At 41.1% G+C, this 11,935-nt stretch carries 15 protein-coding genes; all 15 read right to left on the bottom strand.

The window, feature by feature from the left end; translation table 11 throughout:
* Positions 1–468: 468 nt before the first annotated feature.
* Positions 469–1,821: an ATP-binding protein gene (locus OEV42_20285; protein MDH3976609.1), complete on the bottom strand. Its 1,353-nt coding sequence runs from the start codon at positions 1,819–1,821 to the stop codon at positions 469–471.
* On the bottom strand, positions 1,818–2,519 hold the full coding sequence (locus tag OEV42_20280; GenBank protein MDH3976608.1) for a winged helix-turn-helix domain-containing protein: 702 nt from the start codon (positions 2,517–2,519) through the stop codon (positions 1,818–1,820). Before OEV42_20280 ends, OEV42_20285 begins: the two co-directional genes overlap by 4 nt.
* 222 nt (positions 2,520–2,741) lie before the next feature.
* On the bottom strand, positions 2,742–3,416 hold the full coding sequence (gene phoU / locus OEV42_20275) for a phosphate signaling complex protein PhoU (GenBank protein MDH3976607.1): 675 nt from the start codon (positions 3,414–3,416) through the stop codon (positions 2,742–2,744).
* A gap of 160 nt (positions 3,417–3,576) precedes the next feature.
* Positions 3,577–3,963, bottom strand: coding sequence for an arsenate reductase ArsC (locus tag OEV42_20270; GenBank protein MDH3976606.1), 387 nt, complete (start codon positions 3,961–3,963; stop codon positions 3,577–3,579).
* Between the two features lie 15 nt (positions 3,964–3,978).
* Positions 3,979–4,791, bottom strand: a complete 813-nt coding sequence (gene pstB, locus OEV42_20265; protein MDH3976605.1) for a phosphate ABC transporter ATP-binding protein PstB — start codon at positions 4,789–4,791, stop codon at positions 3,979–3,981.
* 124 nt (positions 4,792–4,915) lie between these two features.
* Positions 4,916–6,199, bottom strand: coding sequence for a phosphate ABC transporter permease PstA (gene pstA, locus OEV42_20260; protein MDH3976604.1), 1,284 nt, complete (start codon positions 6,197–6,199; stop codon positions 4,916–4,918).
* A 47-nt stretch (positions 6,200–6,246) separates the two neighbouring features.
* Positions 6,247–6,597, bottom strand: a complete 351-nt coding sequence (locus OEV42_20255; GenBank protein ID MDH3976603.1) for a four helix bundle protein — start codon at positions 6,595–6,597, stop codon at positions 6,247–6,249.
* Positions 6,598–6,644: 47 nt separating this feature from the next.
* A complete protein-coding gene (gene pstC, locus OEV42_20250) occupies positions 6,645–8,024 on the bottom strand; it encodes a phosphate ABC transporter permease subunit PstC (GenBank protein MDH3976602.1) in 1,380 nt (459 codons plus the stop codon).
* Between the two features lie 109 nt (positions 8,025–8,133).
* Positions 8,134–8,385, bottom strand: coding sequence for a hypothetical protein (locus OEV42_20245; GenBank protein ID MDH3976601.1), 252 nt, complete (start codon positions 8,383–8,385; stop codon positions 8,134–8,136).
* A 159-nt stretch (positions 8,386–8,544) separates the two neighbouring features.
* The gene (locus OEV42_20240; protein MDH3976600.1) at positions 8,545–9,114 is read right to left on the bottom strand and encodes a hypothetical protein; all 570 of its coding nucleotides are present in this window, start codon (positions 9,112–9,114) and stop codon (positions 8,545–8,547) included.
* Between the two features lie 85 nt (positions 9,115–9,199).
* Entirely contained in the window at positions 9,200–9,604 is a 405-nt protein-coding gene (locus tag OEV42_20235) for a hypothetical protein (protein MDH3976599.1), read from the bottom strand.
* 50 nt (positions 9,605–9,654) lie between these two features.
* Positions 9,655–10,089, bottom strand: a complete 435-nt coding sequence (locus OEV42_20230; protein MDH3976598.1) for a hypothetical protein — start codon at positions 10,087–10,089, stop codon at positions 9,655–9,657.
* Positions 10,090–10,368: 279 nt separating this feature from the next.
* A complete protein-coding gene (locus OEV42_20225; GenBank protein MDH3976597.1) occupies positions 10,369–10,545 on the bottom strand; it encodes a hypothetical protein in 177 nt (58 codons plus the stop codon).
* 53 nt (positions 10,546–10,598) lie between these two features.
* The gene (locus OEV42_20220; GenBank protein MDH3976596.1) at positions 10,599–11,126 is read right to left on the bottom strand and encodes a DUF1439 domain-containing protein; all 528 of its coding nucleotides are present in this window, start codon (positions 11,124–11,126) and stop codon (positions 10,599–10,601) included.
* Between the two features lie 625 nt (positions 11,127–11,751).
* Positions 11,752–11,935: cytochrome-c peroxidase (locus tag OEV42_20215; protein MDH3976595.1), on the bottom strand; the 184-nt coding region annotated here is incomplete at its 5' end.

Below are 11,935 nucleotides of genomic sequence, written 5' to 3'. Positions count from 1 at the left end.
ATTTTTACTTTTCTTTTGCGGACAAAGAAAAGTAACAAAAGAAAGGCCGCCCTAAAACTTGGTCCCGCCAAGGCGGGACTCCCCTCCTTCCACCGTTGCCTTCGGCGGGCACAAAAACTCGCTTCGCTCAGACAGTTTGTGCCCTTCATCCTCAGTCAACGGCTACACTCGGCTGCCTTTTAACGGGAAGGAAAAGCAAGCCCTTTTAGGGCTCAAGCAAGGCCACGTCCTCTGGTCGTGGATTCTTTACTTATGTCATTTCGACGGCAGGGAGAAATTTTGATTCCACAGCACTTTCCAAAAATGCCCGCTTAACCTATGGGTAAAACTAAGGTTTTTTAAAAGCACTGTGAAACCAATATGTTGCACTATAAGCTCATGTCCAACTGCTCAGAGATCTCCGATGTTTCTAGATTTTAAAGGTCTTTTCAATCCAAAATCCGCAATCCAATTCCGAAATATCACTTTCTACCCTTTAGGCAGAGTAAAAGTTACCGTCGTCCCCTTACCCTGCTTACTTTCTATCTTATGTGTACCACCCATGGAGGTGACAAGATGCTTTACAATGGCAAGGCCAAGCCCGGTACCGCCGAGATCACGTGATCTGGCGCTGTCTACCCGGTAGAAACGTTCACCCAGCCTTGATACATCTTTTTGCGGAATTCCCGAACCGGTGTCAGCAACAGAAAATACTATCATTCCTTCCTTTTCAGAGGCTGTAATCTTTAGACCACCGGTATCGGTAAATTTTATACCGTTATCTATAAGGTTGATCAGTATCTGCTCCAAACGGTCTTTATCTGCCAATACGGTAAAAGATTCATCTGAACTAACTTTAATATGCAGTTTTTTAGCCTTGGCCTTAGGCTCCAGAATTGTTTTTGCCGACTCAATGGCATTCATTACGTTGACCTTACTTTTATTAAGCTTCATCTTCCCCATTTCGATATTGGAAATAGTAAGCAGATCTTCCACCAGTCTCGACAAACGCTCGGAATTATTCTTGATAATCTCCAGAAAAGGTCGGGCATTATCCTTGTCATCAATTCCTCCATCAATAAGCGTTTCGGCAAACCCCCTGATAGAAGTGAGAGGCGTCTTAAGTTCATGTGATACATTAAGGACAAAGTCTTTCCTCATATTTTCCAGCTTATTCAGCATGGTAATATCGCGAAATATAATGACCGATCCATGTGTTTTCATATTCCTTATCAAGGGGGAGATGGTAAGAAGCAGTATCATATTTTTTGGTTCAGAAATCGATATTTCGCCGGTAACGGTTGTCCATTTTTTCTTTCCCTCTTCAATGAGGCTAAGCAACATGGGATCTCTCGATAAAAGAGAGATTTTTTTTCCGGCAAGAACGCCACCAAAGAGATCTCTCCCTTTCTTATTGGAGAGAGTAATCGTACCGGACCGGTCTATAACGACAACAGCTTCTCCCATGCTGCTAAGTACGGATTCTCGCTGTCCCACGTCATCTTCAAGTTTTTTCAGTGTTTTTCTAATCTCCCCCGCCATGGCTCCCAAAGACTTCTCAACAGAACCTACGGCATCATCATATACAGGCGCCATATATCTATCGAAATTTCCGCTTTTTATGCTCTCTCCAAAGAGTGCGATTTTTTCAAGTCGATTCTTAATAGCGGAAAAATAAAGGTAGGAAAGTAATGCAGCAAAGAGGATTGAGGCTATGAGAGTAATAATGATTTGAAGCGCTGCATCGTCAACAGCAATATGGATAGTCTTAAAAGTAATGATGGTCAGGATTACTGCAATGAAATAAAAAAAGAAAAGATTTATATAACGAAGTTTATTCAACTTGAATCCCTGGTAGTAAACTTATAGCCTGTTCCACGGATGGTCTTTATGAGTCTGGGCCCTTCCGGTTCAATTTTTTCCCTGAGACGCCTGATATGAACATCGACCGTTCTGGGTTCTACAAAAGCGTCGTCTCCCCAAACCTGGTCGAGAAGATGGTCCCTGCTGTATACCCGTTCAGGATGACTGATGAAAAAACGAAGAAGCCTGAATTCAAGAGGGCTCAGGTTAATAAGTTCATTACAGACCCTGACCTCATATGTGGAAAGGTCGATACGTAATGAGCCAAATTCATACTGTTCCTGTTCCCGGCTTTCTTCCTTCCTGCTTCGTCTTAGCAGCGCCTTAACTCGCGCAACAATCTCCCTGACACTAAAAGGCTTGGTAACATAATCATCGGCCCCTATCTCCAGGCCGATCACCTTATCAAATTCCTCACCTTTTGCCGTAAGCATAATAACAGGAATTGAAGCCGTATCTGCATTATTCCTGATTATCCTGCAAAGTTCAAGGCCGTCTAAACCGGGAAGCATAAGATCGAGAAGAATCAGATCGGGCTTCGCAGAAATGGCAAGTTCCTTACCCTTAATTCCATCTATAGCAGAAATTGTCTCAAAGCCCTCTTTGCCAAGATTATAAACAAGGAGATCCTGAATATCCTGCTCGTCTTCTATGATTAGTATTTTGGGCATTTGCAATATTTTTTCGACACAGATTAGCACTGATTTATTTATGATTAAAATCTATGAAATTTCAATCTTAAGTTAAGTTTTCCTTGTCATCCCCTTACGCCCGAGCGAAGCGACAAAGTGCCCTTGGAGTGAAGGCGGGGTTCCAGATAGAGACTCTGCAATAAAACTAAAAATAAATATTAATTTACTGTGCTTTTTGGATTCCCGCGGGAATGACAAAAAAACTACTTACTCAGGCGCCATGTGGCGAACCACCTTCCCTTTAACCATAAATATAACCACTTCAGCAATGTTGGTTGCATGGTCCCCGATTCGTTCGAGGTATTTTGCAATAAACATAACCTTCATCGCTCTTGTAATGGTTTGTGGGTCTTCCCTCATAAAAGAGAGGAGTTCCCTCACTATCTGTTTATAAAGATCATCGACGAAGTCATCTTCAGCAAGTACTTTGGCGGCCAGATTCGTATCACCATTAACAAATGCATCGAGGCTGTCTTTGAGCATTTTCTGTGACGCCTCGGCCATTCTCGGAAGATCGATAAAAGGTTTTAGGGGCTGCTCCCTGTTTAGCTCGACAGCACGTTCCGATATATTAACAGCCTCATCACCTATCCTTTCCAGGTCCATAATAATCTTGATGGCCGTCGTAATAAGACGAAGGTCGGAAGCGGCCGGCTGTCTTGTGGCGAGAACCTTGAGACAGAGTTCATCAATATCGACTTCAAGGCCATTGACGACATGGTCCTTTTCAATGACCTTTTCTGCCAGCGGGCTTTCCCGGTCTACAAGGGATTTTATGGCATCGGCAATCTGCTTCTCCACTATGCCGCCAAGACGAATGACTTTCTCCTTGATTTCATTTAATTCTTCTTCAAACTGTTTGACGATATGTTTATTAGGCATTTCCCCTCCTCTGTCGCCTCATCTGACAAAACTTTTGACACAAACTTTTCAATAGCTTCTAAGCGATAAACTGTCATTTCGACGGCAGGGAGAAATCTTTATTTCAATACTTATGATAGTGCTTCAAGATTTCTCACCATGTTCGAAATGATAAGAGCCTTTAGATTCTTCTCAACAGCTCCTTAACTTTATCTTCAATAAGGTCTCTCACCCCGGCAAACTCTTCCCGTTCCATATGTTTGGGATCAGGAATCCCCCAGTCTTCTCTGTTTTTTGCCTTCACCATTGGGCATTCATCACCACAACCCATGGTAATGGCATATTCATATTCAATTTTCGGTATTCCATCCAGTGAGATCGATTTATGGGCAGAAAGATCATATCCCACTTCTTTCATTGAAGCAATTGCCTTGGGATTGACCACACCCGAAGGTCTGGAACCGGAACTGTATACATGGACAACTCCCTCTCCATGCATTTTTACAAAGGCTTCTGCCATCTGCGAGCGGCATGAATTTTCAACACAGACAAAGAGAATATTTTTCATTTTGTTTATGGCTCCTTAACCGAATCTTCCTGTTATATAATCTTCCGTTAACCTATGTCCCGGCGTTGTAAATATTTTGTCTGTCCAGTCGCACTCAATCAGTTTACCGAGATGGAAAAAGGCGGTACGCTTTGATACCCTGGCTGCCTGCTGCATGGAGTGAGTAACAATGACGATAGAATAGTGGCTCCCCAACTCATCGATAAGTTCCTCTATCCTCGCTGTAGCAATAGGATCAAGGGCTGAACAGGGCTCATCCATCAATATAATATCAGGCTGTACGGCAATGGCCCTGGCAATACAAAGCCTCTGCTGCTGGCCTCCCGATAAAGCCGTGCCCAGGTGGCTAAGATTATCCTTTACTTCATTCCAGAGCCCCGCTTTTTCAAGGCTGCTCTCGACTATCTCATCAAGTTCACTCTTGTTCCGGGCTATTCCGTGAATACGGGGACCGTAGGCAACGTTGTTATAAATTGATTTGGGGAAAGGATTAGGCTTTTGAAAAACCATGCCCACCCTTGCACGAAGTTCTACCGTATCCACATGGGGTGCATAAATCTCTTCCCCCTCTATTGTAATGCTGCCTTCCGTACGGCAAATAGAAATGGTATCGTTCATTCTGTTGATGGCGCGAATAAAAGTCGATTTACCGCACCCTGAAGGACCGATGAAGGCCGTTACTTCATTATGTCCAATATCTACGCTTACATCCTTTATGGCAAGTTTTTCACCATAAAAGATATTAATATTACGACATCTGATTCTTGCTTCTTTGTCGTCGAGGAAAGGCTGCCCTTCCGTTGCTTCTATTTTTTCATCGTGAGCCATTAAGTTCTCCCTATAATAAAAAGTGCCTTAAGTGCCTAAAGTTTGAAGTGCCTAAAGTTTTTAAAAAGAATTTTAACTTTAGGCATTTTAGACACTTGAAGTACTTTAGGCACTGCACTCCTACCTACCAGCGCCTCTCAAACTTGCTTCTAAGCCAGACAGCCAGGCCATTCATAAGAATCAAAAAAGTCAATAATACCATAATCGCTGCGGAAGTTCTTTCAACAAATGCCCGTTCTGGACTGTCGGCCCAGAGATAGATCTGAACGGGAAGTACGGTAGCCGGATCGAAGAAGCTCCCCGGGATATCGACAATAAAGGCCACCATGCCGATCATAAGGAGCGGCGCCGTCTCTCCCAGGGCTCGTGACAGCCCGATTATAGTACCTGTCAGCATACCGGGCAAAGCCAACGGCAGCACATGATGAATAATAGATTGCATCTTTGAAGCGCCTACTCCCAGCGCTGCATCCCTGATGGATGGTGGCACCGATTGCAGGGAAACACGAGATGAAATGATAATTGTAGGCAGCGTCATAAGTGTAAGTACAAGCCCACCTACAAGCGGTGCAGAGCGTGGCAGACCGAAGAAATTAAGAAAAACAGCCAATCCCAGAAGACCGAAAACGATAGAGGGAACGGCGGCAAGGTTATTTATATTCACCTCGATAAGATCGGTAAACCTGTTTTTTGGTGCAAATTCTTCAAGGTAAACAGCCGTAATCACACCGATAGGAAAGGAGAGAATCAAGGTGACAAGCATGGTAAAGATAGAGCCCACAGCGGCCCCCCAGATACCGGCCAGCTCGGGCTCTCTCGAATCACCACTTGTAAAAAAGGTGGTATTAAATTGCTTCCGAATTGCCCCTTTAGCGATAAGCACATCAACCCAGTCGATCTGTTTGTCATTAATCCGTCTTTCCGTCTCCTTGACATTACGACTGATGTGCCCCTTCATAAGCATATCAATATCGTCATCTGCAGGGAGCCAGACTTCCTTTTTCGTGCCAATAAGCTCCGGATTATCAAGAAGCATCTCTCTCAGTTCAAAAGCAGCACCGGGACTGATAATCTTGTATAGCTTCTTTTTATCACCCCTCTTTTTAACATTGGGATAAGCGGCTCGCAGAGATTTCTTAACCAGCCCGCCATAATTGGCCTGAGATAGCACTTCCACATCTCTCGTACCCTCGGGATCAATCTTTTCTGCATCAAAGTTAATCTCCAGCTTGATAAAAGTCTGCTGGAAAGCCGTATAACCATTGCCTATGATAGAACTAAAGAGTATAGCCAGCATAATAAGCGCTGAAGAAACAGCTGCAATGCCGGTGAGGCGAAACATTTTTTCTCGGGCATAGCGTTTCTTTAGTCTTGCTGCAATTTTCTTTTTTCTAAATTCAGAATTCATGTTTATAAAGTGCCTAAAATGCCTTAAGTGATCTAAAGTGACTAAAGTTATTTTTTTCCAATTGATGTAAATATGGCCAGTAATTCACTGCATTCTTCATATTCTGCTTTTATTGATTCCCAAGGCAAAAAGTTTGCATCTACCATGACTTCCAACCAATATTGTGTTTCACTCGCTTCACTTTCACATATTTTAATTTTGTTCTTAAAATCAGCTTTACTCCTGGATCGATTCGCTTCCCTGTAATTAGCGCCTACTGAAGTACCGCTTTTAGTAATCTGGTTTCTAATAACTCTACTTTCAGTATTTTCAGGAAGACTCGCTGATAGTCTTATTATACTTACCGCAAACCTTCTGGTTCGCTTTTCCAGCTCCTTCGAAAATTCCTTATTATCCATAACTTTAGGCATTTTAGTCACTTTAGATCACTTAAGGCACTTAAAACTCAGTCATACTGCTGCCTATATTTCCTAACCACATAAAGTGCAATAATATTGAGGCAAAGCGTAAGCACAAACAACACAAGGCCAAGAGCAAAGGCTGCCAGTGTCTTGGGGCTGTTGAATTCCTGGTCACCTACCAGAAGCGTCACTATCTGAACGGTTACCGTCGTTACCGATTCCAGTGGATTTGCCGTAAGGTTGGCTGTCAGTCCCGCAGCCATAACAACGATCATCGTTTCACCGATGGCACGGGATACAGCAAGCAGAATACTGGCAACGATTCCCGGTAAAGCAGCTTGAAGTAGAACTTTGACTATCGTTTCCGATTGGGTAGCCCCAAGGCCATAAGAGCCATCTCTCAGGCTCTGAGGTACGGCGTTGAGAACGTCATCGGTAAGGGATGATACGAAAGGAATGATCATAATACCCATAACGACGCCCACGGCAAGTGCACTGCCTGATGAAATATCGAGGCCGATGAGAGCGCCCTTTTCCTTAATAAAAGGTGCAACAACCAATGCGGCAAAAAAACCATATACAACAGTAGGAATGCCGGCAAGAATCTCAAGTAAGGGTTTAACTATAGCCCTAAACTTTGGAGCAGCATATTCAGACATGTAAATGGCTGACATAAGTCCTATAGGCACAGCCACCAGCATGGCAACCAGTGAAATAAGCATGGTACCAGCCAATAGCGGGATAACGCCAAATGAACCGGAAGCCCCCACCTGCCCTGGTCGGATAGCCATTTGGGGACTCCATTTAAGACCGAAGAGGAAGTCACTCACAGGAATCAACTCGAAAAAACGAATGGCTTCAAATAGTACGGAAAGAACGATTCCCACAGTCGTAAAAACAGCAATTGTGGAACAGAGGATCATCAGGACTTTTCCTGTTGACTCCACCTTATTACGGGCCCTCAATTTTGGGGAAACATATTTCAGGCCAAGAACAAGGCCCATAAGGGAAAGGGATAAACCGACAACAGCCATGGCAGCAAAACTGATCGATTTAAGACTCTTTAAATGCTCTACCGCTTTCAGGACTTCTTCAGTGGCATCTTTACTTATGATATTCCCTGAAGCAAGGTTTTGAATGTCGTTAATAACAAGAGCAAGCCTGTCAGGTGAAAGTGTCTTCATCTCAGGAGAAAGACCGGAAACAACCATTTTCATAATGATTGTTGATTCAAAGGCCAGCCAGCCGCCGACCAGCATAAGTGCAGGTATTCCACACCAGAGAGCCACATAAAGACCGTAATAACCGGGCATGGAGTGAAGGTTTCTTACCCTACCCTCAACCAGTTTGAGTGAACGGCTGCGGCCAAGGAGAAAGCCGCTTAGGGTGAGAATAATAATGACAACGAAGAAAGTTAAATTCATAGCGTCTGCATTATCTCAAAGAAATGTTACAGTTTTATTACAGGATTATTACAAGTTGGTTACAGGGGGGGGGAAGATAAGTGCCTAAAGTACCTTAAATTTGAAGTGACTAAAGTTCTTCTTTTCTACCAGTTAACTCATTCTTCTTTTCTCGCTCAACATTTTCGACATATTTGAAATACCCTATAATCATAAAAATAGTAGCCATAATTACCAGAATTAATGCGAATACTTTATTATATTGGGCAATTTTAACGATTAGATAGAACGATAACTTCATTGCCGTCCATATAAGCATCATAAAAAGAGCTATTCCAATAGCCTGCCCTAGTGAATAAAAAAATATCCTAACCGTTTTCATAAATTTTTATGAGTGATTTCTCTATTTTTTTAAAGTACCTCTGGTTCTTTCAATAAAATCGAGTCCAAAGTTCGTGCCCAGTTCTATTTGGTAGTTTCATCATTACCGCACCGACAATGCGAGCTACTTTTCTATTTCGCTTGTGAGCACCTTACTCCATCATCTGTAGCCATCGTGCCAGCTTTTGGTATCCCTGATTTTTTGCAAAAAAACGTCCACGCTTTCTCCGCCCGGCTCATCATATATGCCCTGAACACGAACAAGGCCATCCCATATCTGTACTCTCCCGGCAAAACCCTGAACTAGTCCATAAGTTTTCTTGTGCTTTCTTAAAAATAAAATTACATTTTCTTTTATAATGAATTCCGGGTCTTCACTAATTCCTGATTCCGGGTAAAACGATAAACCGATTTCTGGTTCAACAGATTCTGTTTTTTCTTTTTTTAATATTTCTTTTATACGTACCTTTGCTAAATATCCTTGTCCCAGTTGCTCGCTGACATGCTTTCTTTTTTTTATGTCAACTACTTCTCCAACAACAACCAGCTGAGACGCTGAAACCATTTCCTGTAATGAAAATTGGACTATCTCTGCTTTGAGATTAGGTTCTGATAGCAAAAGACAGATAAAAATAAAAGCTAATATTTTTAACCGTTTGAATCTAAACATTTCACGCCTTCCCTTTAAAAAGATATTTTTATCATTGGGATGGTCCTTTAATGCTTTCACTTCAATCTCTTTCTGATTTATTACTATTTTACTTCGGACTCCATCATCTGTACTTATGTACCACAGTAATAAATTTATTGTAGATTTAAAAAAATAACTCTGTAATTACAATACCTGCAGCAAAAGTAAAAAAGGAGAGATACTCAAATATAAACTGTCGTTTTTTCAGAAAGAAAAATGTATCTGGCAAAGCCATTGTCTTTGTCTTCCTCCATACTATACGATGTGGAATAATAAGTGCACATCCCGATAAAAAAACAGCCCCGGCTAAAACCAAGGTTGAGTTTTTAGGGAGAATCCAGATAATGGAAATGCCAATCAGTAAAATCGTTAATATTGGTATTTTCAGTCTGAAACCGTAAGTAGATACAAAGTCTGAATAGATCAGCCTTTGATCTGATTCTAATAGTTCACGAGATACTACACTTTGTTTTTGTGCAAGAATATTAAAAAATAAGAAAAAAACAATACCGATAAACATGCCTGCCATTCGCTTTTTCTACCCTCTTTATCTGGTTATATTAGGAGAAACTACCCTACTTATGATTCCAAGTCCTGACTTTTAGTGATTAAAGGTTCTGAAGTCAATACCTGCTTAAAACCTGACGCGTCAAATTCAATTTTATTATCTCGACCACCCACAGACTGTATATGAATTATCCATCTATAATTATTGAATCCTGGATTCTTTTGCCGCGTTATTTCATCTATGATCATTGATTCCTTGTAGCCAAGCTCAATGTCATATTTAAGTTTATCAACATCCTTAAAAGTCAAAGTAGCTGGTGACACAGAAAATTTATAGGGTTCTTCTGCCGTGGATATCCACTCAAGAATGTAATCAATTTCAAAGGTTAAATCGAAGTCATAGCCTTCTGATGGATTACTTATACTGATGCCGTGAATTGTGTTGTCATGCCAACCCATAGAATCAAAATCGGCATCAGTCCACTCTGTAGGTATTTCATTATTCATATCATTAGCTATTAAATCGACCTCTACATATTTTAAAGACGACAACTTATTGATTTTCTATTTATATTCCGGAATAAGTGCTGTATAGCTCCGCCGTTTCTCATTGCCGATTGACCCAACAGGACACTCACATTCCACATGAATAATTGAAAGGTTATCCTTAAAATTTTCTGAAAGCTCCCGGATAAATCTAATCGTTGTTCTTTTTTGGGCCTTTTGTTAATTGGATCCCAATAGAATACCGTAACGAGATAGTCAGTCATTGATTCGATATCAGCGTTATGCTTTAAAAAAAATGTTATCTACAATTTCCTTATTTACTTTCTGTGTACTTTCAGGCTCAGTTTCTTTCACAAGAATCAGAATATATTGAATATGCCTTAATGCTAAACCATTTAATACCTTTTCTATTTGATCTTCACTCACGTACTTTGCAGAGGCCCTTTTTCGCTTCATCTGTTTGGCCTTTCCCTCGATTAAATGGCCACATGATATATCGCACGTATCTGTTAAAAAAGACTCAATTCAACTAATAAAAGGTTACTTTCAACTCTAACGGACTGCAACACTGCTTTAACCAGCTTTTGCTTTATATTTTTATCCTTAAGTTTATAAACCGGCTTTACTGATAGAAATTGACTGACGGCCACTTGAACCACATCCTTAACTTTTGGTAATAAATTAGGTGGAATCTTTTCTGACTCCAACATCACTATTTTGGGATTTTCAAAATAAAACTCCCCCTTTTCAGAATCATAACTTAATGAGCCGGATATCTTTGCATTGCCTGTACCCTTTATCCCTCCGGGGGCTATTATTTCAATATGAGAAAAGACTCCAATTTCATTGTTTCCCACAGCTAAATCAATATGAGGATTCGATAAAACAACAGTTATGAAAAATTTCTTTTTCTCTATAGGCATCATGGCTGATACTCTGGACTGAAGTTCATCTTCAGAGATTTCCAATGTGTATGAAAATGCTATTGCTGCCTGTGAGCACATAATTAATGCCATAGTTAAAATTAATTTTTTCACTTCTTAATTTCCCCTCCTAGAAAATTGGAAAGATACCTTCTCTACATTTGCTCCCGATTTAAACCCCATACTATTGAGTTTCATTCAGATTCACCTTATTGACTCCTTTGCCAAAAACAGCCACTTTTGACTACCACATTTCTCGTAATCATATTCCTTCTTAGCCATAATCTCTATTATTGTTCTTTCATACAAAAAAGCCCGAAACCATTTTTGGTTCAGGCTTTCAAGTCTTAAATCGGTTATTTCTTTCCACCCATTTAACTCTCCTTTTTTTTAATTGCGTTATATATATATCAATCATGGTTTGTTGTAAATAGTTTTGATTAATATGAAAGCCAGGGAGAGTAAGGAAGTGTCTAAAATGCCTAAAGTTTGAAGTGACTAAAGAGAATTAAAAACCTGCTGCAGGTTGCGGGTTTAGAAATCCTGCTAATCCTGTAAATCATGTCAAATTAAAATTTTATGGATTCGGAGGAGTAATGCTTCGACGGGCTCAGCATGACCAGCGTACTTGATTTAGGAGAGTTTTCGCCTCCACGGGTGTGACAGATAAGGATTTGTGGGTGGTCCATTCACCGGACCACCCACAAAAATATAGAACAATAGATATTACTTCACCCTGCTAGGGTGTGAAATAACCGTCGGTGAGGGTCAGCATAAAGGCGACAATGGCGTCTTCTTCCGCATCGGTAAGACCAAGATTACCGACAAACTGGCTGTCCATATTCTCAGGTACTTCAGGGGGTGGCCACATACCTGGAATATCGCGGGTATTATAGAAATTGACCACCTCTTTAAGAGTCTTT

It is taken from the genome of Deltaproteobacteria bacterium (genome assembly GCA_029860075.1).
In the GTDB taxonomy this organism is placed as follows: Bacteria; Desulfobacterota; JADFVX01; order JADFVX01; family JADFVX01; genus JAOUBX01.
This window is presented reverse-complemented; position numbering and strand designations above follow the sequence as displayed.

Coding starts and splice junctions, on each gene's coding strand:
- OEV42_20230 (MDH3976598.1), bottom strand. CDS start 10,089: ATGAATAATGAAATACCTACAGAGTGGACTGATGCCGATTTTGATTCT.
- OEV42_20225 (MDH3976597.1), bottom strand. CDS start 10,545: ATGAAGCGAAAAAGGGCCTCTGCAAAGTACGTGAGTGAAGATCAAATA.
- pstC (MDH3976602.1), bottom strand. CDS start 8,024: ATGAATTTAACTTTCTTCGTTGTCATTATTATTCTCACCCTAAGCGGC.
- phoU (MDH3976607.1), bottom strand. CDS start 3,416: ATGCCTAATAAACATATCGTCAAACAGTTTGAAGAAGAATTAAATGAA.
- OEV42_20270 (MDH3976606.1), bottom strand. CDS start 3,963: ATGAAAAATATTCTCTTTGTCTGTGTTGAAAATTCATGCCGCTCGCAG.
- OEV42_20245 (MDH3976601.1), bottom strand. CDS start 8,385: ATGAAAACGGTTAGGATATTTTTTTATTCACTAGGGCAGGCTATTGGA.
- pstB (MDH3976605.1), bottom strand. CDS start 4,791: ATGGCTCACGATGAAAAAATAGAAGCAACGGAAGGGCAGCCTTTCCTC.
- OEV42_20235 (MDH3976599.1), bottom strand. CDS start 9,604: ATGGCAGGCATGTTTATCGGTATTGTTTTTTTCTTATTTTTTAATATT.
- OEV42_20255 (MDH3976603.1), bottom strand. CDS start 6,597: ATGGATAATAAGGAATTTTCGAAGGAGCTGGAAAAGCGAACCAGAAGG.
- pstA (MDH3976604.1), bottom strand. CDS start 6,199: ATGAATTCTGAATTTAGAAAAAAGAAAATTGCAGCAAGACTAAAGAAA.